Annotated in this window: 24 protein-coding genes; 12 read left to right on the top strand and 12 right to left on the bottom strand. The window is 75.8% G+C overall.

All coding sequences use genetic code 11. The features are described 5' to 3' along the window. Positions 1-18 precede the first annotated feature (18 nt). From ACI780_RS06615 to ACI780_RS06585, 7 genes are all read left to right on the top strand, one after another. Positions 19-1,578, top strand: a complete 1,560-nt coding sequence (locus ACI780_RS06615) for an NCS2 family permease (RefSeq protein ID WP_457001658.1) — start codon at positions 19-21, stop codon at positions 1,576-1,578. 33 nt (positions 1,579-1,611) lie between these two features. Next, positions 1,612-2,046 (top strand): MarR family winged helix-turn-helix transcriptional regulator, encoded by a 435-nt coding sequence (locus ACI780_RS06610; RefSeq protein WP_089405160.1) that lies wholly within the window; start codon positions 1,612-1,614, stop codon positions 2,044-2,046. Then, positions 2,043-3,323 (top strand): MFS transporter, encoded by a 1,281-nt coding sequence (locus ACI780_RS06605; protein WP_457001655.1) that lies wholly within the window; start codon positions 2,043-2,045, stop codon positions 3,321-3,323. The genes ACI780_RS06610 and ACI780_RS06605 overlap by 4 nt, the downstream gene beginning before the upstream one ends. A 103-nt stretch (positions 3,324-3,426) precedes the next feature. Beyond that, positions 3,427-3,834 (top strand): hypothetical protein, encoded by a 408-nt coding sequence (locus ACI780_RS06600; RefSeq protein WP_456872880.1) that lies wholly within the window; start codon positions 3,427-3,429, stop codon positions 3,832-3,834. 26 nt (positions 3,835-3,860) lie between these two features. Continuing rightward, the gene (thpR, locus tag ACI780_RS06595) at positions 3,861-4,412 is read left to right on the top strand and encodes an RNA 2',3'-cyclic phosphodiesterase (protein ID WP_457001653.1); all 552 of its coding nucleotides are present in this window, start codon (positions 3,861-3,863) and stop codon (positions 4,410-4,412) included. 815 nt (positions 4,413-5,227) lie between these two features. Further along, entirely contained in the window at positions 5,228-5,608 is a 381-nt protein-coding gene (locus tag ACI780_RS06590; protein WP_456872878.1) for a hypothetical protein, read from the top strand. Next, positions 5,608-6,543, top strand: coding sequence for a hypothetical protein (locus tag ACI780_RS06585; RefSeq protein WP_456872877.1), 936 nt, complete (start codon positions 5,608-5,610; stop codon positions 6,541-6,543). The genes ACI780_RS06590 and ACI780_RS06585 overlap by 1 nt, the downstream gene beginning before the upstream one ends. A 24-nt stretch (positions 6,544-6,567) precedes the next feature. Here ACI780_RS06585 and ACI780_RS06580 read toward each other — a convergent pair whose 3' ends face one another. Further along, on the bottom strand, positions 6,568-7,536 hold the full coding sequence (locus ACI780_RS06580) for an aldo/keto reductase (RefSeq protein WP_457001650.1): 969 nt from the start codon (positions 7,534-7,536) through the stop codon (positions 6,568-6,570). A 28-nt stretch (positions 7,537-7,564) separates the two neighbouring features. Between ACI780_RS06580 and ACI780_RS06575 the strand changes: the two genes are divergently transcribed. Beyond that, positions 7,565-8,377, top strand: coding sequence for a thioesterase family protein (locus ACI780_RS06575; RefSeq protein ID WP_457001648.1), 813 nt, complete (start codon positions 7,565-7,567; stop codon positions 8,375-8,377). Here the strand turns inward: ACI780_RS06575 and ACI780_RS06570 are convergent. The 6 genes from ACI780_RS06570 to ACI780_RS06545 all read right to left on the bottom strand — a co-directional run bounded on the left by ACI780_RS06570 (position 8,374) and on the right by ACI780_RS06545 (position 13,441). Beyond that, a complete protein-coding gene (locus ACI780_RS06570; RefSeq protein ID WP_457001646.1) occupies positions 8,374-9,189 on the bottom strand; it encodes a methyltransferase domain-containing protein in 816 nt (271 codons plus the stop codon). The two genes, ACI780_RS06575 and ACI780_RS06570, sit on opposite strands and share 4 nt — an antisense overlap. A gap of 68 nt (positions 9,190-9,257) precedes the next feature. Beyond that, on the bottom strand, positions 9,258-9,818 hold the full coding sequence (locus tag ACI780_RS06565) for a TetR/AcrR family transcriptional regulator (RefSeq protein ID WP_457001644.1): 561 nt from the start codon (positions 9,816-9,818) through the stop codon (positions 9,258-9,260). Positions 9,819-9,874: 56 nt separating this feature from the next. Next, a complete protein-coding gene (locus tag ACI780_RS06560) occupies positions 9,875-10,636 on the bottom strand; it encodes an ABC transporter permease (RefSeq protein ID WP_456872872.1) in 762 nt (253 codons plus the stop codon). Further along, complete coding sequence (locus ACI780_RS06555) at positions 10,633-11,355, bottom strand: ABC transporter ATP-binding protein (RefSeq protein ID WP_457001642.1); 723 nt, start codon at positions 11,353-11,355, stop codon at positions 10,633-10,635. Before ACI780_RS06555 ends, ACI780_RS06560 begins: the two co-directional genes overlap by 4 nt. Positions 11,356-11,452: 97 nt before the next feature. Continuing rightward, positions 11,453-12,487 carry a hypothetical protein gene (locus ACI780_RS06550; protein ID WP_457001640.1) on the bottom strand — a complete coding sequence of 345 codons (1,035 nt, stop codon included), beginning with the start codon at positions 12,485-12,487 and terminating at the stop codon, positions 11,453-11,455. Beyond that, positions 12,488-13,441 carry an NAD(P)/FAD-dependent oxidoreductase gene (locus ACI780_RS06545; protein WP_457001638.1) on the bottom strand — a complete coding sequence of 318 codons (954 nt, stop codon included), beginning with the start codon at positions 13,439-13,441 and terminating at the stop codon, positions 12,488-12,490. Positions 13,442-13,506: 65 nt separating this feature from the next. Between ACI780_RS06545 and ACI780_RS06540 the strand changes: the two genes are divergently transcribed. Beyond that, entirely contained in the window at positions 13,507-14,307 is an 801-nt protein-coding gene (locus ACI780_RS06540; protein WP_457001636.1) for a TrmH family RNA methyltransferase, read from the top strand. A gap of 69 nt (positions 14,308-14,376) precedes the next feature. Here ACI780_RS06540 and ACI780_RS06535 read toward each other — a convergent pair whose 3' ends face one another. Continuing rightward, the gene (locus ACI780_RS06535; protein ID WP_089405148.1) at positions 14,377-14,853 is read right to left on the bottom strand and encodes a general stress protein; all 477 of its coding nucleotides are present in this window, start codon (positions 14,851-14,853) and stop codon (positions 14,377-14,379) included. Positions 14,854-14,959: 106 nt separating this feature from the next. After that, positions 14,960-15,871, bottom strand: a complete 912-nt coding sequence (sepH, locus tag ACI780_RS06530; RefSeq protein WP_457001633.1) for a septation protein SepH — start codon at positions 15,869-15,871, stop codon at positions 14,960-14,962. A gap of 180 nt (positions 15,872-16,051) precedes the next feature. On the opposite strand from sepH, the gene ACI780_RS06525 reads away from it, so the two are divergent. Next, positions 16,052-17,305, top strand: coding sequence for an osmoprotectant NAGGN system M42 family peptidase (locus ACI780_RS06525; protein ID WP_457001631.1), 1,254 nt, complete (start codon positions 16,052-16,054; stop codon positions 17,303-17,305). 65 nt (positions 17,306-17,370) lie between these two features. Here ACI780_RS06525 and serC read toward each other — a convergent pair whose 3' ends face one another. Together serC and ACI780_RS06515 are read right to left on the bottom strand one after the other, a co-directional pair. Next, a complete protein-coding gene (serC, locus tag ACI780_RS06520) occupies positions 17,371-18,486 on the bottom strand; it encodes a phosphoserine transaminase (protein ID WP_457001629.1) in 1,116 nt (371 codons plus the stop codon). A 102-nt stretch (positions 18,487-18,588) separates the two neighbouring features. Then, entirely contained in the window at positions 18,589-19,761 is a 1,173-nt protein-coding gene (locus tag ACI780_RS06515; protein ID WP_457001627.1) for a citrate synthase 2, read from the bottom strand. Between the two features lie 115 nt (positions 19,762-19,876). Here ACI780_RS06515 and pdxH point away from each other — a divergent pair, with 115 nt between their 5' ends. Both pdxH and ACI780_RS06505 read left to right on the top strand, forming a co-directional pair. Further along, entirely contained in the window at positions 19,877-20,524 is a 648-nt protein-coding gene (gene pdxH / locus ACI780_RS06510; protein WP_457001625.1) for a pyridoxamine 5'-phosphate oxidase, read from the top strand. Continuing rightward, positions 20,521-21,843, top strand: coding sequence for an MFS transporter (locus tag ACI780_RS06505; RefSeq protein ID WP_457001623.1), 1,323 nt, complete (start codon positions 20,521-20,523; stop codon positions 21,841-21,843). Before pdxH ends, ACI780_RS06505 begins: the two co-directional genes overlap by 4 nt. 118 nt (positions 21,844-21,961) lie before the next feature. On the opposite strand, the gene ACI780_RS06500 is transcribed toward ACI780_RS06505, so the two are convergent. Continuing rightward, positions 21,962-22,639: a UdgX family uracil-DNA binding protein gene (locus ACI780_RS06500; RefSeq protein ID WP_457001620.1), complete on the bottom strand. Its 678-nt coding sequence runs from the start codon at positions 22,637-22,639 to the stop codon at positions 21,962-21,964. Positions 22,640-22,679 lie beyond the last annotated feature (40 nt).

Here is a 22,679-nt window from a genome sequence, read left to right as displayed (position 1 = left end):
CAGTCCGCAGGAGCCCGCATGCCCGAGAAGTCCCGACGGTCCCGGAGCGCCGGCGCCACCGCCGCGCCTGCTGCGCGGGCCACCCCCGCCGCGAGCGCCCAGGCCACCGGTGACACCCCGGCCGACGTCGCAGCGGCCGGGACGCGGCCCCGCCGCAGCGCCGGTCCGCAGCTGCGGCCGCGCAACGGGGTGGACCGCTACTTCGGGATCAGCGCGCGGCGCAGCACGGTCGGCCGCGAGGTGCGCGGCGGGCTGACCACCTTCTTCACGATGGCCTACATCGTGGTGCTCAACCCGATCATCCTGTCGGGGGCCGACGTCACCGGCGCCACGCTGCCCTTCGGGGCGGTCGCGGCGGTCACCGCGCTGGTCGCCGGGGTGCTCACCGTGCTCATGGGCGTCGTCGGCCGCTACCCGTTCGCGGTGGCCACCGGCCTCGGCATCAACGCGATCGTCGCCGTCTTCGCCGCCACCCAGCTGTCCTGGCCGGAGATCATGGGCCTGGTCGTGCTCGAGGGCCTGCTCATCACCGTGCTGGTGCTCACCGGGTTCCGCCGGGCGGTGTTCGAGGCGATCCCGCCGCAGCTGAAGACCGCGATCGCCGTCGGCATCGGCTTCTTCCTCACCATCATCGGCCTGGCCGACGCCGGCGTGATCCGGCCGGGCTCGCCGCTGATCAGCTTCGGCATCGGCGGGCAGCTCGCGGGGTGGCCGCTGCTGGTCTTCGTCGTCGGCCTGCTCCTGACCGCCGTCCTGGTCGTCCGCCGGGTCCGGGGCGCGCTGCTCATCGGGATCGTCGTCACGACCGTGCTGGCGATCGTGGTCGAGGAGATCGCCGACGTCGGCCAGCGCGTCGGGGAGGAGAACCCGCGCGGCTGGGCGCTGCAGCTGCCGAGGTGGCCCGACGAGGTCGTCAGCGCGCCCGACCTGTCGATCGTCGGGGACTTCTCGCTGTTCGGCGGGTTCGAGCGGATCGGCGTCGTCGCCGCGCTGCTCATCGTCTTCTCGATCATGATCGCCGACTTCTTCGACACCGTCGGCACGGTCACCGCCGTCGGCGCCGAGGGCGGCCTGCTCGACGAGGACCGCAACCTGCCCGGCTCGCAGCCGGTGCTGCTCGTCGACTCGCTGGCCGCCGCGGCCGGCGGCGCGGCGAGCGTCTCGTCGAACACCACCTACGTCGAGTCCGCCTCCGGGGTGGCCGACGGCGCCCGCACGGGCCTGGCCAGCGTGGTCACCGGCGTGCTGTTCCTCGTGGCGATGTTCTTCACCCCGCTGGTGCAGATCGTCCCCTCCGAGGCGGCCGCCCCGGCCCTGGTGATCGTCGGGGCGCTGATGATCAGCCAGATCCGCACCCTCGAGTGGGACGACATGACCCTGGTCATCCCGGCCTTCCTCACCATCGCGCTCATGCCGTTCACCTACTCGATCACCAACGGCATCGGCGCCGGCGTCGTCACCTACGTCCTGCTGCGGGCGGTGACCGGCCGGGCCCGCGGGATCCACCCGCTCATGTGGGTGATCGCCGGGCTGTTCCTCGTCTACTTCGCCCTGGAGCCGCTCCAGCAACTGTTCTGAGCAGTGCTAAGGACCCCGGGTAGGGTGAGGGCCGTGACGAGGTCGACGCTGGACACCGCGGCGCTGGCCCACGACCTGCGGCTGGCCGTCATGCGGTTCTCCCGGCGGCTGCGCAACCAGCGGGTCGACACCTCCGTCACGCTCACCCACCTCGCCGCGCTGTCCACGCTCAAGCGGCACGGTCCGATGAGCCCGGGTGAGCTGGCCGCGCACGAGCGGGTGCAGCCGCCGTCGATGACCCGCGTCGTCGTCGCCCTGGAGGGGCGGGGGCTGGTCACCCGCACCCCGCACCCCACCGACGGGCGGCAGGTGGTCATCGGCCTCACCGACGCCGCCGAGGAGCTGCTCGGCGAGGAGGCCCGGGCCCGCGAGGCCTGGCTGTCGGGCCGGCTGCACTCGCTGACGCCGGAGAAGCGGGCCACCCTGCGCGAGGCCGCCGCGATCATGGAGGAGCTCGCCGGTGGGTGACGTCCACGGCTGCTGACCTGACCCCCGCGGGGCACGGCTCGTTCCGGTCCCTGCGGGTGCACAACTTCCGGCTCTACGCGTCGGCGAACCTGGTCAGCCTGACCGGGACCTGGATGCAGCGCATCGGCCAGGACTGGCTGGTGCTGCAGCTCTCCGGCGACAGCGGCGTGGCCCTGGGCGTGGTGACGGCGCTGCAGTTCGGGCCGACGCTGCTGCTGAGCCTCTACGGCGGGGTCCTGGCCGACCGCTACGACAAGCGCCGCGTGCTGGTGGTCACCCAGGCGCTGATGGGCCTGCTCGCGCTGGTGCTCGCCGCGCTCGTGGCCGCCGACGCGATCGCGCTGTGGCACGTGCTCGTGCTGGCCGCGGGCCTGGGCTCGGTGTCGGCGGTCGACGCCCCGGTGCGCCAGGCGTTCGTCCCGGAGATGGTCGGCCGCGACCTGCTGCCCAACGCCGTCGGGCTGAACTCGACCATCTTCAACGGCGCCCGGCTGGTCGGGCCCGCGCTCGCCGGCCTGCTCATCGGCGCCTCCGGCGGGGACACCGCGCCGGCGTTCGCCCTCAACGCCGCCACCTTCGCGTTCACCATCGGCGCGCTGCTGGCGATGCGGCCGGGTGAGTTGCGGCCGAGCGAGCCGGTGGCGCGCGGCCGTGGCCAGCTGCGGGAGGGCCTGGCCTACACCTGGGGCCGGGCCGACCTGCGCCTGGCGATGGTCCTGGCCTTCGTCATCGGGACCTTCGGCTTCAACTTCCAGGTGACGATCGCGCTCATGGCCCGCGAGGTGCTCGACCTCGGCGCCGAGGGGTTCGGCCTGCTGTCGACGCTGTTCGCCGTCGGCTCGCTGACCGGCGCGCTGCTGTCCACCCGCCGCAGCGCCCGCCCGCGGCAGCGCTTCCTGCTCGTCTCCGCGGTGGTCTTCGGCCTGCTCACCGTGGCCTGCGGGCTGGTGCCCGGCTCCTGGCCCTTCGCCGTCCTGCTGGTGCCCACCGGCGCGGCCGCCCTGGTGTTCAGCGTGGCCAACAACAGCTTCGTGCAGCTCGGCGCCGACCCGCAGATGAGGGGGCGGGTGATGGCGCTGTACTTCACCTGCTTCCTCGGCGGCACCCCGCTCGGCGCGCCGCTCATCGGCTGGGTGTCCGAGCACCTCGGCGCGCGCTGGGGGCTGGTCCTCGGCGGCGCGGTGGTCGCGCTCGCCGGGGCGGCGGCGGCGCTGGCGGTGGCCCGCGGGCGGCGGGTGCACGCGGCCCCGGCCCGGCGGGTGCCGGCCGCGACCTGAGCCGCGCCCCTGAGCTGCGTGCCCGCCTGCGACGTGGCGGGCGGGGCGGCGCCGTCGTACCGTCGCGGCCACCCCACGCGGCCACCGTCTCACCGGAGTGACGATGACCTCCGCCCTGCTCCAGCTCGCCGGCATCACCGCGATGCTCGTCGGCGCCTTCGCCCTGATGGGACTCGCCTTCCGCCTGTTCTCCGGGCAGTTCCTGTCCGACCTGCGGGCCCGCCGCCGGGCTCGGGAGGGCCACCTGCCCGTGACGCCGGTGCACCGACCGGTCGAGGCGGTCGTCGCCGACCTGCGCCGGCTGGCCCGCCAGCTCGAGGTGGTCCCGGCCGGGTCCCCGCAGGCGCGCCGGCTCGGGTTCCAGGCCGCCTACGACGACGTGCTGTGCGAGGCGGCCCGGCAGTTCGACGTCCCGACGACGCTCACCGGGTTGCCGCCGGGCTTCCCCCGCGACGTCGAGCGGCTGCGGGTGCAGACGGTGCTGTCCGACGCCGGCATGGTCGTGCGCTGAGCGGGCCGGCCCCGCTGCGGCTGTTCGTGGCGGTGACCCCGCCGCCGGAGGCCCGCGACTCCCTCGCCGCCGCCCTGGCGCCGCTGCGCGAGGCCCCCGGTGCCCCGCGCTGGGGCGACCCGGCCCGCTGGCACCTGACGCTGCTGTTCCTCGGCGCGGTGCCGCCCGGGCTGCTGCCCTCCCTCAGCGCGCGGGTGAGCGAGGCGGTCGCCCCCACCCCGCCGGCGGTGCTGCGGCTGGCCGGCGCCGGGCACTTCGGCTCCCGGCGCCGGCCGCAGGTGTGCTGGGCCGGCGTCGACGGCGACGTCGCCGTGCTCACCGCGCTCGCCGGCCGGCTGGCCGCCGCGGCGCGCGGGCTGGGGCTGCCGGTCGAGGACCGGCCCTTCCGCCCGCACCTCACCCTCGGCCGGTGGCACTCCCGCCGGCCCGCCGACGGCGACCTGCCCGACCGGCTGGCCGGCTACCGCGGGCCGGAGTGGCCGGTGCGCGAGGTGACGCTGGTCCGCAGCACCGGCGGTCGGCACGAGGTGCTGGAGGTCTGGTCGCTCGCCACGCGTCCTCGACCGGGGCCGGCTTGAGCCCGGGGGAGATGCGGTCGGGCTTGCGTCACGGCTGCGTCACCGTGGCGTCACCGCAGGCGTACGGAGTGTTGCGTCCGGCCCGGGCAGGTCCTTAGCGTCGTCCCACTCACAACACGTCACGGCCCCGGCCGCGAGAAGCGCGGAGCCGAGGCCGAGGACCCGCACGCCCGAGACGTCGGCGACCAGGCCGGTGCCGGACGGGGTGCGGCCACGGCGGGGGTGATCTCGTGTCCGGCTTGCGCACCAGGGTGGGGTCCGGGATCGCGGCGGTGCTGCTGGTCCTCGCCGGCTGCGGCGGTGGAGGGGACGGGGACACCCGGGCCGCACCCGCGTCCACGACGCCGGTCGAGCCGGCTCCCCCGGGCAGTCCGACCGGACCGTCGTCCGCGCCACCGACCGGACCGTCGAGCGCGCCGGGCTCCCCGGCACCCCCGGGAAGTGCGTCGCCGGAGGGGCCGGGCTCCCCGGCACCCGAGGCTCCGGAGCACCCTCCGTCGGAAACAGGTCCTCCGGCACCGCCACCCTCCGCGGACCCGTCGAGTGCGCCGGTCCCGTCGGCCTCCCCGCCGACCACAGGGAGCTACCCGCCGCCACCTCCTCCGCCTCCTCCTCCACCGCCTCCTCCTCCACCGTCTCCTCCTCCACCGTCGCCTCCTCCTCCTCCACCACCACCACCTCCTCCTGAGCCCCCACCCGAGCCGGAGGCGCCGCCGCCTCCGCCCGAGCAGCCGGGGCCGGAGGCCCCAGAGCCGCCGGCGGAGGAGAAGCCAGCGCCCAAGACGGTCGGACTGCCGATCGGGGGTTCCCAGGACGTGTCACCGACGGGAGCGACCTGTGTCGACGTCGCCTACCTGGGGGACGAGGAGATCCCGGAAGGCGTCCGACTGACGGTCACGGACCTGTTCTTCGATCCCGATGTCCTCGACGTGGCGGACTCCGAGTGCGCCGAGCCCGACTGTCTCTCTGACGGATTCGACTTCGCTGTCGCCGATCAGTGCACCGTCGCGGTGAAGGTCGAGGATCCGTTGCCCGAAGGCTTCGACCCGCAGAGCGACGGGACTGTCTCCCTCGGCTTCGTGGGCCAGTTGCTCTGTCCGGCCGACGTCTCCTGCGATGACCTCATCGCCGAACTGGACCAACAGCCCGACACGGTCACGCTCACTGTGCAGCCCGCTGGTGCCGGCGAGGACTAGTGACGTCCCCGCCTCCCGACCCGGCCGCGTCCCTCAACCGGCTCGGCCAGGTCGCGGGATCGGTCGCGCAGGTCGTCGCACCGCTCAGCGTCCTGACCGCGCTGCTGTTCTACTTCGGCTACGCCTCCTCGCGGGCGCGGTACCTGTACTTCGGGGTCGACGTCGACACGATCGGCCTGAGCACGCAGGACTACGTCATGCGCAGCCCCGAGCCGCTGCTGACCCCGCTGCTGGTCCTGGCGCTCCTCGCCGTCGTCGTCGCGGTCGTCCACGAGCGGGTGCACCGCCGGGTGCAGGCCGCCCTGGCGGACGCGGCGAGCACCGACCCGAAGGTGGCCGCGGACGGGCGGGACCGCCTGGACCGGGGGAGCCGAGCAGCGCGGGCCGTCGTCGCCGCGGGAGACGCCCTCGTGGTCGCCGGCGTGCTGCTGCTCCTCGCCTACCCGTTCTGGGGCGACTGGGTGTACTACACGCTCGTGACCCCGCTGGTCATGGCGGCCGGCGCCGGACTCGCCCTCTACGGCAGGCGGATCGCGCGGTCGCTGGGGTCGGGGCCGCAGCGGTCGGGGCTGGTGACCGTCGTCCTCTCCGTGCTCCTGGTGATCAGCGTGTTCTGGGCGACGGCGACCTTCGCGGAGTGGTCCGGCCGGGGTGCGGCCCGCGAGGCGGCGCGGCACCTCGACCGTCTCCCGGCCGTCATCCTCGACACCACCGAGCGGCTGCACCTGACCTCCCCCGGCGTCCGCGAGACGACGCTGGAGGCGAACGAGGGGCAGACGTACCGCTACCGCTACCGCGACCTGCGGCTGCTGATCCAGGGCGAGGACCGGGTGTTCCTGGTGCCCGAGACGTGGGACGCCAGCGACTCCACCCTGCTCGTGCTCCTGGACGACTCGGTGCGGCTGCAGTTCCGCTTCCTCAACGACCCCCCGTGAGCGAGGTCGGGTCGCCGGGGCCCGTCACCAGGCGTACTCCACCGGAGCGGCCCGGAACCCGGGGAAGACCTCGTCGAGCCGGTCGAGCTGGGCCTGCTCGAGGGAGACCTCCAGCGCCGAGAGCGAGCCCTCGAACTGCGCCATCGTGCGCGGCCCGACGATCGGCGCGGTGACGCCGTCCTGGTGCAGCAGCCAGGCCAGCCCGACGTCGGCCGGCGCCAGCCCCCACTCGCGGCAGGCGTCCTCGTAGGCCTGCAGGGCCGGGCGGTGCCGCTCGACGCGGGCGCGGTTGCGCTCCTGGTGCCGGCGGTCGCCCTCCTGCTCGCCCAGCACACCCGCCAGCAGTCCCTGGGCCAGCGGGCTCCACGAGATGACGCCGATGCCGTAGTGCCGGGCGGCGGGCAGCACCTCGAGCTCCACGTGCCGGGTGAGCAGGTTGTAGTGCGACTGCTCGCTGACCAGGCCGAGGAAGTGCCGGCGGGCGGCGGCCTCGTTGGCCGCGGCGAGCTGCCAGGCGGCGTGGTTGGAGGAGCCGACGTAGAGCACCTTGCCCTGGGCGACGAGCGTCTCGCAGGCCTGCCAGATCTCCTCCCACGGCGTGGCCAGGTCGACGTGGTGGAACTGGTAGAGGTCGATCCAGTCGGTCTGCATGCGGCGCAGCGAGGCCTCGCACGCGCGCACGACGTTGCGGGCGGACAGGAAGGTGTCGTTGGGCCAGTCGCTCATCGAGCCGTAGACCTTGGTGGCCAGCACGGTCCGCTCGCGGCGACCGTCGCCCTGCGCGAACCAGGTGCCGAGCACCTCCTCGGTGCGGCCCTTGCCGGCCTCGAAGCCGTAGACGTTGGCGGTGTCGAAGAAGTTGACGCCGGCGTCGTGCGCCCGGTCCATGACGGCGTGCGAGTCGGCCTCCTCCGTCCGCCAGCCGAAGTTCATCGTGCCGAGGCAGAGGCGCGAGACGGACAGGCCGCTGCGTCCGAGGTGTGTGTACTCCACGTCTTGCGACCCTGGCACCCTGGCGCCCGTGCCGCAGACCGACACCGCCCAGTCCGCCTTCGACCGGGCCACCGCCGTCACCCGCACCGAGGGCGGCGGGTACCGCGCCGAGCTGGACCCGGGGTGGGACGTCGGCAACGGCGTCCTCAACGGCGGGTACCTGCTCGCCGTCGTCGCCCGGGCGGCGCTGCTGGACAGCCCGCACCCGCACCCGGTGGCGTTGTCGGCGAGCTACCTGCGCGCCACCCCCGGCGGCCCGGCCGACCTCACCGTCACCCCCGGGCCGGCCGGGCGGACGCTGGCGCACCGGACCGTGCTGCTCAGCGGCGCGGCCGGGCCCTCGCTCGCCGTCCAGGTGACAACGGCGGCCCTGTCGGCCGACCCGGCCGACTACTCGGTCAACCCGGCGCCGCGGCCGCCCGCCCCCGACGCGTGCGTGTCGACCCGGACCGGCGGGGGCGGGCCGGTCGTGGGCCTCGCCCGGCAGCTGGACACCCGGCTGGACCCGGCGACGGCGGGCTGGCTCGCCGGCCGGCCCTCGGACACGCGGCTGCTGCGGGCCTGGATCCGGCTCGCCGACGGCCGCGACCCCGACCCGCTCGCGCTGCTGCTGTTCGCCGACGCGCTGCCGCCGACCGCGTTCGCCGTCGGCCGGCCGGGCTGGGCGCCGACCGTGCAGCTGCAGGTGCTGGTGCGCGCGCTGCCCGCGCCGGGCTGGTGCCTGGTCGAGTCCCGCTCCACCGAGGTGACCGGCGGGTGGTCGGACGAGGAGTGCCGCATCTGGGACTCCACCGGCCGGCTGGTCGCCCAGGCCCGGCAGCTCGCCCGCGTGGCTCGCTAGGGACTGTCCTCACGAACCGCGGACGCCCTCCCGAAGGCGAAGAAGACGGGAGCGAAGTACGTCGGCCGCGGCGTCGCGGCGTCCATCCGCGTCAAGGCGGACTCCCAGCGCCGGACGTCGTCCGCGGTGGCGAGCCCCTCGGCGACCAGTGCGTCGCGGGCCGCCCACGCCGGCGGTCGCACGCCCGGGGGTGGCCGGGCGATCGTGTAGCGGCCCTCGTGCAGCACGACGGTGAGACCGGCCCGGTCCAGCAGCCGGGCGAGGCGCAGGCCGGTCTGAAGGTCGTTGCCGCGACGCCGGTGCAGCTCCAGGTACGCGTCGTCCAGGCCCTCGAGGTCCGGGTCGCCGTCGAGGACCCGGAAGGCGGTGCCGTCGACGTCCACGAGGTAGACGCTGCCGCCCGGCCGTACCAGCTGCGCCAGGTGGTCGACGATGCGCTGCTCGTCGGGGCCGTTGTGCGCCAGGACGTGGCGCACCATCACGACGTCGACCGACCGTGGCGGGATGCCGGTGTCGGTCGCGCTGCCCGCCAGCAGCTCGACGTTGGCGGCGTTCGAGGCCGCGATGAGCCGCCGCGCCTGCGCGCGAGCCCCGTCCTCGCGCTCGACGGCGACGACGCGTCCGGCCGGCCCGACGACCCCGGCGAGGACGACGGAGACGGCGGCCGGGCCGCTGCCGACGTCGGCGACGACGGCCCCGGGGACGACACCGGCGCGCTCCCAGAGCTCGGCCTCGTCGCTGCGGGCACGCTCGGCCATGAAGCGGTAGCGCTCGACCTCCTCGTCGCTCACGGCGAGTGTGTAGTCGGTCATGGCGCCCCCTCGACCCCGGCAGGATGGCACGCCGACGGGCGGTGCAGGGGACGCTGCGGTGTCGCCGCTCAGTCCCGCCGGCCGGGGAGGGGGAGGTCGCCCGTCAGGTAGCGCTGCACGGTCGGGCCGACCGCGGCGACGACCTCCTCGCGGGACGCCGAGGCCAGCGGCTCCAGCTGGATCACGTAGCGCATCAGGACCAGCCCGGCGACCTGCGAGGCCACCAGCGCGCCGCGGGCCTCGCGCTCCTCGCGGGGCATGTCCAGCGAGCCGACCACCCGGCGGATGATCTTCGCCAGCACGAACTCGCGCAGCAGCCGCGCCGACCACTCGTGGTTGACCGCCGAGCGGACCAGCGCCAGCACCGCCGACCGGCCCGGGCCGTCCCAGACCCGCAGCACCATGCCCACGACGGCGGCACCGCGCTCCTCCGGCGGCGCGGCGAGCACCTCGGGCAGGAACTCCTCGGGGTCCGCCGGTGCCTGCACCGCCGCCAGGAACAGCGCGTCCTTCGTGCCGAAGTAGTGGTGCACGAGCGCCGGGTCGACCCCCGCGGCGGTGGCGATCCCCCGGATGGAGGCGCCGTCGTAGCCGCGCGCGGCGAAGGCGGTGCGGGCCGCGGCCAGCACCGCCTCCCGGGTGTCCGGGTTGCCCGGCCGCCGGCCGGTCGGTCGCCGTGCGGCGCTCAGGTGGTCCTCCTCCGCAGGGTGGCCGCCGCCAGCGCGAGGGCGAGGACGGCGGCGCCGGCCACGATGCCGACGTCCCGCCACATCGTGCCCGTCTCCACGGCCGACCGCCCGACCTCCTGCAGGGCCTCCACCGCGTAGGTCAGCGGCAGCACGTCGCTGATCGCCTGCAGCCAGCCGGGCATCTGCGCGCGGGGCACGAGCAGGCCGCAGAGGAAGAACTGCGGCAGCACGACCACCGGCATGAACTGCACGGCCTGGAACTCGCTGCGGGCGAAGGCGCTGGCCAGCAGGCCGAGGGCGACGCCGAGGACGGCGTTGGCGACGGCGATGAGCACCACCAGCACCGGCGAGCCGGCGATGTCGAGGTCGTAGAGGGTGGTGGCCACGGTGACCGTCACGACCGCCTGCACCGCCGCGGCCAGGCCGAACGCGGCGCCGTAGCCCAGCAGCAGGTCCAGCCGGGACAGCGGGGTGGTCAGCAGCCGCTCCAGCGTGCCCGAGGTGCGCTCGCGCAGCATCGCGATGCTGGTGACCAGGAACATCACCACGAACGGGAAGACGCCGAGCATCGTCAGCCCGACCCCGTCGAAGGGGGACAGCGGCAGGTCGGCCCACAGCAGGTACAGCAGGCCCAGCAGCAGGCTCGGCAGCAGCACCATCAGCGCGATCGTGCGGCGGTCGTGCCGCAGCTGCCGCAGCACCCGGGCGGTGGTCGCCGCGGTCAGCCGCGGGCTCACGAAGGCGGTCGGCGCGCTCATGCCGCCACCTCCTGCTGCGCCCGCACCAGGCGGAGGAAGGACTCCTCGAGGTCGTCGGTGCCCGACTCGGCCCGCAGCCGCGCGGGGGTGGAGTCGGCCAGCAGCCGGCCCTCCCGGAGCAGCAGCAGCCGGTCGCAGCGGCCGGCCTCGTCCATCACGTGGCTGGACACGACCAGCGTGGTGCCGGCCGCGGCGAGGGCGTGGAAGCGCTCCCACAGCTCCACCCGCAGCAGCGGGTCCAGCCCCACGGTGGGCTCGTCGAGGACCAGCAGCTCGGGCTCGCCGACCAGCGCGCAGGCGAGCGAGGCCCGGCCGCGCTGGCCGCCGGAGAGATCGGCGACCAGCTGCCCGGCGGCGTCGGCCAGCCCGACGGCGGCCAGCGCGTCGTCGGCGGCGCGGGCGCCGCGGCCGTAGAGCGCCGCGAAGTGGCGGGCGTTCTCCCGCACGGTGAGGTCGGGGTAGACGCTCGGCGCCTGGGTGACGTAGCCGACCCGGTGGCGCAGGCCGGGGGAGCCGGCGGGCTCACCGAGCACGGTGACCGTGCCCGAGCGCACCCGCTGCACGCCGACCAGGGCGCGCATCAGCGTCGTCTTCCCGCTGCCGCTGGGGCCGAGCAGGCCGGTCACCCGGCCCGCCGGGACGGCGCAGGACAGGTCGTGGAGCACCCTGCGGCGCCCGCGCTCCACGACGAGGTCGGTCACGGTGACGGCGTCGGTCATGTCGGCCTCCCGAGTGGCGAGAACTCAACGCCTGATGAACTCAACGCTAGATGAGTTCTGCGCTCGGCGTCAACGGCCGGCCGAACGGGGGAGGGGATCAGCCGCGGCGGCGGGAGACCGCGTCGGCCAGCGCGATGAGCGCGAGCGGGACGACGCACCACAGGCCCAGCACCCACCCGGCCCGGGCCACGCCGTCGCCGTCGAGGTAGGCCAGGCCGCGCAGCGCCCGCACGGCCACGCCGGGGGGCAGCACCGACGCCAGCGGCTCGAGCCAGCCCGGCAGGTACTCCGCGGGGAGGCTGCCGGTGCTCGTGGCCGCGCCGACCGTCAGCAGCACCGCGGTGGCCACGAAGGTGCCCATCCCTCCGAGCAGCCGCAGGGCGAGCGCGGCCGCCGCGCCGGAGGCCAGCGCCAGCAGGGCGACGATCCCGGCCACCGGCCAGAACCCGGCGGGCAGGGCGTCGAACGCCCGGACCGACAGCCAGGCGCCCAGCAGGCCCGCCGCGGCGGCGAACAGGACGGCGCTCGCCAGCCGCAGCCGCAGCCGCTGCTTCGGGGCGACCTGGTAGCTGGTGATGCCGAACAGGAAGCCGCCGAGGACCACGCCGAACGCGGTGTGGTCGATCGCACGGCCCCGCTGGTCGCCCGCGGCCAGCGGCGCGACGTCGGTGACCGGAGGCGGGGTCCCGGTGCGCTCGGCGACCACCGGGCCGAGGACCGCGGTGAGGTCCTGCGTCACCGGCTGGCCGTGCGCCCCGGCGACGAGCAACTGCGGGCCGGGCGGCCCGAGCACCAGCGCCGCGTGGACGTCGCCGGAGGTGACCGCGCGCTCGGCGGCGGCCGCGTCGGGCAGCTCCACCAGCCGCAGCGCCCCCGGCCGCGCCTCCTCCACCGCCGACCGCACCGCCGCGACGTCGGCCGACGGGCCGGCCACCCCCACCGGCAGGTGGTGCGGGCCCGCGGCGGGGAAGGCGGCCAGGTAGACGACGACCAGCAGCGTGCCGATGCCGACGGCCACCGCCGCCGGCAGGACGATGCCGCGCAGCCCCGCCTTCGCCGGGGAGCCGTCGGAGCGCTCCTCCTCGGCCCGCTGGTCGGTGGGTCCCGGCGGCGGGGCCAGCCCGGCGGGCACTCAGCGCCCGCCCAGCTCGGCGCCGAGCAGGTGCCCGGAGGTCCAGGCGCTCTCGACCTTCGACGGCGCCCGCCAGCCGTCGCCGCACGCGCCGACCCCGTCGACCAGGCCGAAGGGCTCCTCCCGGGGCGCCGACGGCCGGGCGAAGGTCCAGCGGTGCACGTGCGTCCAGGCCGGTGCGGCGTCGATGCCGAGCGCCCGGCACACCGCGGTGGTCACCTCGGGGGCGGCGCGGCCGGGGTCGTCCAGGTGCGCGGCGGCGGTGCCGGGCGTGGTGTGGGCGACGAGGACGGGGGCGCCGTCGCCGCGCCGGTCGCCGTCGTCGGCGATCCACTCGACGACGGGGTCGTCGCGGACGAACGCGCCGTGCAGGTCGGCCGGCCAGTGCCGCCGGTCGAACCCCAGGGCGACGGCGAGGGCGGGCTGCCAGGCGTGCGCGTCCTCCGCCCCGAGCAGCCGCCCGGCGAGGTCGGCCGGCAGCAGCCGGCGGGCCTGCGGGTCGGGCAGCGCCAGGACGACGGCGGGCGCCGGCTCGCCGTCGACCTGTGGCCCGGACGCCACCCGCTCGACGGCGTGCTCCGGCACGACGTCGAGGCCGGCGGCGAGGTCGGCGACCAGCGAGCGCAGCCCGCCCGGGGCGGCGTAGCGGACCGGGCCGCTGCGGGTCTCGCGGACCCCGTCGGGCCCGGCGACGGCGAAGGTGTCGGTCCACGGCCGGGCCAGGCCGCGGCGGACCCAGTCGGCGACGACGTCGGCGAACGGCGACCCGTCGGCGGCGGTCAGGTAGCTGGCGCCGGTGTCGGTGACCCGCCCGGACAGCGTCCGGGTCGCCATGCGTCCGCCGGGACGGCGCCCGCGGTCGAGGACGCGCACCGGCACCCCGGCCTCCGCGAGCGCGCGGGCACAGGCCACACCGGCGATGCCGGCTCCGACGACGACGATCCCGTTGGGCACCACTGGATCCTGCGGGCAGCGCGGCCCCGCCGCTCGGGGAGCACCGGCTCGGGGAGGATCGCGGCGTGCCCGAGCCGATCGCCGACCCCGCCGACCCGCGGGTGGCCGACTTCCGCGACCTGCACGCCGGCGACCGGCCGGCCGGGCGGGCGCGCGGCACCGGCCCGGTGATCGTCGAGGGCGTGCCCGCGGTGCAGCGGCTGCTCGCCTCGCCGTACCGGGTGCGGGCGGTGCTCGGCGTCCCCGGCCGGCTGGCCGCGCTCGACCTGCCCGAGGGCGTGCCGGCCTACGAGATGGACAAGTGGGCGCTGTCGGACCTCATCGGCTTCCGGCTCACCCGCGGCGTGCTCGCCTCGGCCGACCGGCGCCCGCCGGCCGACGTCGGCGCGCTGCTGGCCGGCCCCGACCCGGCCGCACCCCGGCGGCTGGCGGTGCTCGAGGCGCTCAACGACGCCGAGAACCTCGGCTCGATCGCCCGCTCGGCCGTGGCCCTCGGCGTCGACGGGCTGCTGCTCGACCCGCGCTGCGCCGACCCGCTCTACCGCCGGGCGGTGCGGGTGTCGATGGGCCACGTGCTCGCGCTGCCCTTCGCCGTGCTGCCCGGCTGGCCCGGGGACCTCGACCGGCTGCACGAGGCCGGTTACCTCACCGTGGCGCTCACCCCGGCGCCGGACGCCGTGGACCTCGGCGACGTGGACCCGCGGGCGCACCCGCGCACCGCGGTGCTGCTCGGCGCCGAGGGGCCGGGCCTGACGCCGGAGGCGCAGGCCGCGGCGCGGGTGCGGGCTCGCATCCCCATGCGGGCCGGCGTCGACTCCCTCGGCGTCGCCGCCGCGGCGGCCGTCGCGTTCGCCACGCTGCGGTGAGGTGCTGGAACGGCCCCCCTGCAGGGACCCGTCCCGAGCGGAGCGAGGGGCGGGGGGCAGGAGGGTCCGTCACCCGTTGCGCAGCGACCAGCGGGCGAGGATCGCCCGTGCCTCCTCGGCGCGGGAGGGGTCGCACATGACGTCGTAGCGGCTGGCGGTGATCTGCGAGGTGCTGGTGAAGTCGCGCCGGCCGCCGGTGGCCCCGTAGCCGACCGCGCCGAACAGCGCGCCGAACGCCAGTCCGATGAGCAGACCGGTGAGCACCGCGCTGAGCCAGCTCGTCCCGCTGGGGGCGAAGATGCCGAGCAGCAGGCCGACGAACAGCCCCCACCACGCACCGCCCGCGGCCCCGGCGCCGATCGCGCGGCCCCAGGTCAGCCGGCCGGTGACCCGCTCGACCATCCGCAGGTCCGAGCCGATGATTGTGACGTTCTCCACCGGGAACTTCTCGTCGGACAGGTGGTCGACCGCGGCCTGCGCCTGCTGGTAGGTGTCGTAGGACCCCACCTGGACCCCGCCCAGGGGCATCGACACGGACATCGACATGTGTGGCTCCACTCCCGCACTCGTTCGGTTGTGGACGACGTACCCGTGGCCCCCCGGACGGACACGTCGGTCCGGTGGCGCGAGCGTACTGCTCGGTGGCCGGCGCTCAGTGGTTGCGGCGGACCCCGAAGACGATGTCCTCCCAGGCCGGGACGCGGGCCCGCGGGTCCTCGTCCTCGCCGTCGGTCTCGCCGGTCCGCAGCACGACCGTGTCGTGCTCGGCGATCTCGTCGTCGGTGAGCTCGGCGGCGTCGGTGCGCCGCTCGGCCGGCGAGACGGCGGGGGGGTGCTCGGCGGGCGCGGGGCCGCGGTCGGCGGGCGCGGGCCGCTCCGGGGCGGGGCGCTCGGGGACGGCGGCCGCGCGGTGCACCGGCAGCACCGGGCGCTCGGCGGGCACCGGGCGCTCGGCGGGCACCCCGGGGACGACGCGGACCAGCCGGGTGCCCTCGGCGAAGTCGCGGGTGGCGGCGTCCAGCGGGGCGACCGTGCGGGCCGGGACGTCGTAGACCCAGTGCGTGGTGCCCTCCTTGGCGCCGGCACGCCAGGCGGCGGTGACCACCCAGGTGCCGTCGTCGGAGCGGGCGGCGTCCCAGCGGACGGCGTCGAGGTCGGCGCCGAGCAGCCTCAGCCGCTCGGCCATGAACTGCTGCAGCGGGGCGCCGGGGACGCCCTCCGACAGCCGCACCCGCGCCTCGCGGGCCTGCTCGGCCAGGCGGGCGCGCTCCTGCAGCACCGTGTGCGCGAAGCGCATGATCCGCTCGACCCGGGTGCCCGAGGCCGCCGCGACCTGCTCGGGGGTCTCCCCGGCGCGGATGCGGGCCTGGATCACCCGCGGCGAGAGCCCGCCGTCGACCTCCATCTGGCCCAGCCGGCGGGTGTCCCCGCGGGCCGCGGCGCGCACCCGGTCGTCGATCGCCAGCTCGAAGCGCTCGCCGTCGTCGGTCCCGTCGCCGCCGTCGAGGGCCAGCACCAGGTTCCGGCCGTCCTCGGACAGGCCCACGAGGCGCAGCGTGCGCACGGGAGACCTCCTCGGGCGGGCGGTGGGCGGGGGCCCCGGGTACACCGGAGCCACGGGCGAGGCTATCCGCGGACGAGCCCGCGCGCTGGCAGGCCACCCGGCGTGGCGGACCCCGGCACCCCGCTCGCCCCGGGCCGGGCACCGCGGCCGGTCCCCGTCGCGGCCCTAGACTCGGCGCTCATGCTGACCGGTCCCCGCGACGACGCCGGCCTCGTCCGCGACGAGACCCGCGACGACGCCGAGCCCAACGAGCGCTTCCTGCCCTCGCCGGTCGACGCCGGCCAGAAGCGGCTGCCGATCGACATGGACTACGTCGAGCGGGTGATGATGGAGCTGCTCACCATCCCCAGCCCGTCCGGGCGCACCGACCACGTCATGCAGCTCATCGGCGGCGAGCTGCGCGACCTCGGCCTGCACTTCGAGGTCACCCGCCGCGGCGCGCTGGTCGCCGAGCTGCCCAGCCAGACGCCCGGCGCCGACCGCACGGTGGTCGTGCACGCCGACACGATCGGCTGCATGGTCAGCCAGCTCAAGGACAACGGCCGGCTGGCGATCGTGCCGGTGGGGACGCACAGCGCCCGCTTCGCCGAGGGCGCCCGGGTGACGATCTTCAGCGACGACGTCTCCGGCGACTACTGGCACACCGGCACGATCCTGCCGATCAAGGCCAGCGGGCACCGCTACGGCGACGAGGTCGACGAGCAGGGCGTGGGCTGGGACCACGTGGAGGTCCGCGTCGACGAGGTGGTGCACAGCCGGGCCGACCTCGAGCGCCGCGGCATCCAGGTCGGCGACTTCGTGGCCATCGACGCCCAGCCGGTGATCACCTCCAGCGGGTTCGTCAACTCCCGCCACCTCGACGACAAGGCCGGCATCGCCGCCGCGCTCGGCGCGTTCAAGGCGATCCTCGACCACGGCGTCGAGGTGCCGGTCACCGCGCACCTGCTCGTGACCATCGCCGAGGAGGTGGGCCTGGGCGCCAGCCACGGCCTCGACGCCGACGTCGCCGAGCTGGTCTCGATCGACACGTCGGTGGTCGCGCCCGGGCAGTCGTCGTCCGAGCACTGCGTGAACGTCGCGATGCAGGACTCGACCGGCCCGTTCGACTACCACCTGACCCGCCACCTGATCGACCTGTGCCGGGTCCACGACGTGCCGCACCGCCGCGACGTCTACAAGTACTACCGCTCCGACGCCGCCTCGGCGCTGGAGGCCGGGGCCAACACCCGCGCCGCGCTCATCGGGTTCGGCATCGACGGCAGCCACGGCAACGAGCGCACCCACCTCGACGGCATCCGCGCCACCGCCGAGCTGGTCGCGCTCTACCTGCAGACCGACCTCACGTTCCGCAGCTGGGACCGCACGCCCACCGGCGACCTGCGCGACTTCCCGAGCACCGCGGTCCAGCCCGCGGACGGCGAGCAGGCCCGTTAGACGAAGGACCTCCCTGCCCCCCACCGCTCGCACGCTCGCGGCGGGCCCCTGCAGGGAGGCCGGTACTACGACCTCTCCACGACGTAGTCGATGCAGGCGGTCAGCGCGCTGACGTCGTCGGGGTCGACGGCGGGGAACATCCCCACGCGCAGCTGGTTGCGGCCGAGCTTGCGGTAGGGCTCGACGTCGACGACGCCGTTGGCCCGCAGCGTCGCGGCCAGGTCGGCGGCGTCGACCGACCCGTCGAAGTCGACGGTGCCCACGACCAGGCTGCGCTGGCCGGGCTCGGCGACGAACGGCGTCGCGTAGGGCGACCGCTCCGCCCAGCCGTAGAGCCGGTCCGAGGACTCCCGGCTGCGGGCGACGGCGCCGTCGAGCCCGCCGAGGCCGAGCATCCAGCGGACCTGGTCGGCCAGCAGGAACAGCGTGGCGATGGCCGGGGTGTTGTAGGTCTGGTCCTTCGTGGAGTTGTCGACGGCGATCGACAGGTCGAGGAACGCGGGGATCCACCGGCCCGACGCCTTGACCTCGGCGACGCGCTGCAGGGCGGCCGGGCTCATCAGCGCGATCCACAGCCCGCCGTCGGCGGCGAAGGACTTCTGCGGGGCGAAGTAGTAGGCGTCGGTCTGCGAGACGTCGACCGGCAGGCCGCCGGCGCCGCTGGTGGCGTCGACGAGCACCAGCGCGCCGTCGTCGACCCCGGCGGGACGGACCACCGGCGCCATGACGCCGGTGGAGGTCTCGTTGTGCGCCCACGCGTAGGCGTCGACCCCCGGCCGGGCCTCGGGCAGCGCCAGCGAGCCCGGCGCCGCCGTCACCACCACCGGCTCCGCGAGGAACGGCGCCTCCGCCACGCCGGAGGCGAACTTGGCCGAGAACTCGCCGTAGGTGCCGTGCGCACTGCGCTCGCGGATCAGGCCGAAGGTGGCGGCGTCCCAGAACGCGGTGCTGCCGCCGTTGCCGAGCACCACCTCGTAGCCGTCGGGCAGGCCGAACAGCTCGGTGAGCCCCTCCCGCACCTGCCGGACCAGCCCCCTGACCGGCGCCTGCCGGTGGGAGGTCCCCATGAGCGCCGCGCCGTCGGAGGCCAGCGCCTGCAGCGCCTCGGGGCGGACCTTCGACGGGCCGCAGCCGAACCGGCCGTCGGCGGGGAGCAGGTCAGCGGGGATCTGGAGGGTCACCGGGTCATCTTCCCCGCGGCCGCCCGGCGCCCGGGGGCGGGGGCGCACCGACGACGACGGCCCGGGTCCGCGCGGTGGCGGGCCCGGGCCGTCGTCAGGGGGTCATGCGGGGGCGGCCTCGTTGACGGCCTTCACCGTGATGGTGTCGAAGCCGTCGACCTCCTCGGGCTTGCGCGCGGCGGGCCCGACGTAGCGGGCCGACGGGCGCACGAGGCGGCCGGTCTGCTTCTGCTCGAGGATGTGCGCGCACCAGCCGGCGGTGCGGGCGCAGGTGAACATCGAGGTGAACATGTGGCTGGGCACCTCGGCGAAGTCGAGGACGATCGCCGCCCAGAACTCGACGTTGGTCTCGATCGGCCGGTCGGGACGGCGCTCGCGCAGCTCCTTGAGCGCGGCGTTCTCCAGCGCCAGCGCGGCCTCGAAGCGCGGGGCGCCGAGCTCCTTGGCGGCCTTCCGCAGGGTGCGCGCGCGGGGGTCCTCGGCCCGGTAGACCCGGTGCCCGAAGCCCATCAACCGCTCCTTGCGGTCGAGCAGGTCCTTGACGTACTTCTCCGCGTCGCCGGCCTGCTCGACACCGTCGAGCATGTGCAGCACCCGGGAGGGGGCGCCGCCGTGCAGCGGGCCGGACATCGCGCCGATCGCGCCGGACATCGCCGCGGCGACGTCGGCGCCGGTCGAGGCGATGACGCGCGCGGTGAAGGTGGAGGCGTTCATGCCGTGCTCGGCGGCCGACGTCCAGTAGGCGTCGACGGCGGCCACGTGGCGGGGGTCGGGCTCGCCGCGCCAGCGGACCATGAACCGCTCGACGATGGTGGAGGCCTCGTCGATGCGGCTCTGCGGCACCGCCGGGACGCCGATGCCGCGCGCGGACTGGGCGACGTAGGACAGCGCCATGACCGCGGCGCGGGCCAGCTGGTCGCGCGCCTCGTCGTCGCTGATGTCCAGCAGCGGGCGGTACCCCCAGAACGGGGCCAGCATCGCCAGCGCCGCCTGCACGTCGACGCGGACGTCGCCGCTGTGCACCGGGATCGGGAAGGGCTCGGCCGGGGGCAGCCCGGGGCCGAACTTGCCGTCGACCAGCAGCGCCCACACGTTGCCGAAGGTGATCTTGCCGACCAGGTCCTCGATGTTGACCCCGCGGTAGCGCAGGGACCCGCCGTCCTTGTCGGGCTCGGCGATCGTGGTCTCGAAGGCGATGACGCCCTCCAGGCCGGGTACGAAGTCGTCGGCCATCTCGCACGCCTCTCTGCTGCGGACCTCGTGCGCACCGGTCATGCCGCACGACTGAACCGCGACACTAGGCCCCGTCCACCCCCGCCCTCCACGGGGGGCTGCCGCCCAGCGGGAGCCGTCCGGAGCCCGCCCGGCGGGGCGGTGTCAGCATGGCGGAGTGGCCGACCTCTCCCGCATGCGCAGGGACTACGACCGCCCCGGACTGCGCGAGGAGGACCTCGCGCCGACCTGGGTCGAGCAGTTCGACCGCTGGTTCCGCGACGTCGTCGCCGCCGACGTCCCCGACCCCAACGCGGTCGTCGTCGCCACCGCCGACGCCGACGGTGCACCCGACGCGCGCATCGTGCTGCTCAAGGGCTACGACGAGGCCGGCTTCGTGTTCGGCACCAGCTACGCCTCGACCAAGGGCGCACAGCTGGCGGCCAACCCCCGGGCGGCGCTGGTCTTCCCGTGGCACGCGCTGCAGCGGCAGGTGCGGGTGAGCGGCCGGGTCGAGCGGATCGGCGAGGCCGCCTCCGACGACCTGTGGGACCCCCGCCCGCGCGAGGCGCAGCTGGCCGCCGTCGCCTCCGTGCAGTCCACCGTCGTCGACTCCCGGGATGAGCTCGAGGCGCGGGTGCGGCTGCTCGACGAGGAGACGACGACGGAGAAGCTGCCGCGGCCGCCGGTGTGGGGCGGCTACCGGGTGGTCCCCGAGCGGGTCGAGTTCTGGCAGGGCGGCCCGGGCCGGCTGCACGACCGGCTGCGGTTCGTGCGCGACGACGAGGAGGGCGGCGGCTGGGTGCTCCAGCGCCTCGCCCCGTGAAGGACCCCGCTGCCCCCCACGCCTCGCAGGCTCGGCGCGGGCCCCTGCAGCGGGGCCGACAGCGCCGGTCGTGGGCGATCGACACCACGCCGCTGCGCCACCCCGGCTACCGGCGGCTGTTCTGGGGCGTGGCGGCCACCATGCTCGGCCAGCAGATGACGCTGGTCGCCGTCCCGTACCAGGTCTACGCGCTCACCGGCTCCTCGCTGCTGGTCGGCGTCACCTCCGTCGTCGCGCTCGTGCCGCTCGTCGTCTTCGGGCTGCTCGGTGGCGCCATCGCCGACGCCATGGACCGCCGGCGGCTGATGCTGGTCACCGGGGCCGGCTCGGCGCTGACCAGCGCGCTGCTCGCGGTGCAGGCGCTGCTGCCCGGCGGCGGGAACCTGTGGCTGCTGTGGGCGCTGGTCGCGGCCGTCTCCGGCTTCACCGCGGTCAACCAGCCCACCCGCAGCGCGGTGATCCCCGCGCTGGTCGGCCCCGAGGGGGTCCCCGCGGCCAACGCGCTGGCGATGACGGTGCGCCAGGTCGGCGTCATCGCCGGGCCGCTGCTGGCCGGGGTGCTCATCGGCCTCGGCGACCTCTTCCTCGCCTACGCGGTCGACGCGCTGGGCTTCGCGGTCGCGGTCCTGCTGCTGCGCGGCCTGCCGCCGCTGCCCCCCGCGGGCGTCACCGGGCCGCTGCGCCTGGGCGCGGCGCTGCGCGGGGTGGGGGAGGGGTTCGCGTTCCTGCGCACCCAGCCGGTGCTGCTCATGACCTTCGTCGTCGACGTCGTCGCGATGCTCTTCGCCTGGCCGCAGGCGGTGTTCCCGGAGCTGTCGGAGGGCCGGTACGCGGGGTCGCCCAACGCGCTGGGCTGGCTGTTCGCCGGCGTCTCGATCGGCGCGCTGCTCATGGGCCTGACGTCGGGGTGGGTGTCGCGGGTCGACCGGCAGGGCGCGGTGGTGCTCGCCGCCATCGTCGTGTGGGGCGTGGCGATCGTCGGGTTCGGGCTGGCGCCGACCCTGTGGCTGGCCGTGCTGTGCCTGGCCGTCGCCGGAGCCGGGGACATGGTCAGCGCGGTGCTGCGCTCTTCGATGCTGCAGACGGCGGCACCCGACGACATGCGGGGCCGGATGCAGGGCGTGTTCCTCGTCGTCGTCGCGGGCGGCCCGCGGCTGGGCGACCTGCGCGCCGGGGCGGTGGCCAGCGCGGCCGGCGTCGGCGTGGCGATGGTGTCCGGCGGCGTCGTCGTGGTGGTGGCGATGGCCGTCGTCGCGCTGGTGGTGCCCTCGTTCCTGCACTTCCGGGCCTCGCGGGCGCTCGCTCAGCCGCCCGGCTGACCCTGCGGCCGAGTCCGCCGAGTGAGCAGTGGCGTTCGCCGCACCTGGTGTGTCGTCGCGCGTCGCCGGCCACGACTGCCCACTCGACCGGCGGCGGGTCAGCGGAGGGCGCCGCGCCTCACGCCAGCGCGCCGGCGACGACGCGAAGGTCCGCGACGAGCGTGTCGTAGGCCTTGGGCCGGTCCGCGTCCGGGACGCGCAGCACCGCCGAGGGGTGCGCGGTCGCGAGCATCCAGGTCTGGGCGGGGGCCTCCTCGTCGGCCTCGTCGTCGCCCTGCTCGGCCCGCGCGACGCCCGGCGGCGTCCACGGCATGAGCACCCCGCGGTCCTTGGTGATCCGGAACGACGGCGAGATCAGCGCCTTGGCCGCCGTCGCCCCCAGGCAGACGACGACCTCGGGCTTGAGCACCTCGAACTCCGCCTCCAGCCACGGCCGGCAGGCGCGGATGTGCTCGGCGCCCGGGGACTGGTGGATCCGCCGCTTGGGCGTCGGCGTGAACCGGAAGTGCTTGACCGCGTTGGTGACGTAGGCGTCGCGCCGCTCGATGCCGGCGTCGGCCAGGGCGCGGTCGAGCAGCCGGCCGGCCGGGCCGACGAACGGCTCACCCCTGCGGTCCTCCTGGTCGCCGGGCTGCTCGCCGACGAAGACGATGCGCGCGGTCTCCGGGCCCTCGCCGAACACCGTCTGGGTGGCCGGCTCCCACAGCTCGCACGCGCGGCAGCCGGCCGCCGCCGCGCGCAGCCCCTCCAGCCCGACGCCCGACGGTGGGGAGGCGGGGTGGTTCTCCTGGCTCATGGACCGATGACACCGCAGGTCCAGCCGCTGCGCGACGTGG

The sequence above is a fragment of the Geodermatophilus sp. SYSU D00814 genome (assembly GCF_054050055.1).
The sequence above is the reverse complement of the archived record's forward strand: the minus strand, read 5'-3'. Positions and strand labels throughout refer to the sequence as shown.

Coding starts and splice junctions, on each gene's coding strand:
- ACI780_RS06615 (WP_457001658.1), top strand. CDS start 19: ATGCCCGAGAAGTCCCGACGGTCCCGGAGCGCCGGCGCCACCGCCGCG.
- ACI780_RS06600 (WP_456872880.1), top strand. CDS start 3,427: ATGACCTCCGCCCTGCTCCAGCTCGCCGGCATCACCGCGATGCTCGTC.
- ACI780_RS06570 (WP_457001646.1), bottom strand. CDS start 9,189: ATGACCGACTACACACTCGCCGTGAGCGACGAGGAGGTCGAGCGCTAC.
- ACI780_RS06560 (WP_456872872.1), bottom strand. CDS start 10,636: ATGAGCGCGCCGACCGCCTTCGTGAGCCCGCGGCTGACCGCGGCGACC.
- ACI780_RS06555 (WP_457001642.1), bottom strand. CDS start 11,355: ATGACCGACGCCGTCACCGTGACCGACCTCGTCGTGGAGCGCGGGCGC.
- ACI780_RS06535 (WP_089405148.1), bottom strand. CDS start 14,853: ATGTCGATGTCCGTGTCGATGCCCCTGGGCGGGGTCCAGGTGGGGTCC.
- ACI780_RS06525 (WP_457001631.1), top strand. CDS start 16,052: ATGCTGACCGGTCCCCGCGACGACGCCGGCCTCGTCCGCGACGAGACC.
- ACI780_RS06515 (WP_457001627.1), bottom strand. CDS start 19,761: ATGACCGGTGCGCACGAGGTCCGCAGCAGAGAGGCGTGCGAGATGGCC.
- ACI780_RS06500 (WP_457001620.1), bottom strand. CDS start 22,639: ATGAGCCAGGAGAACCACCCCGCCTCCCCACCGTCGGGCGTCGGGCTG.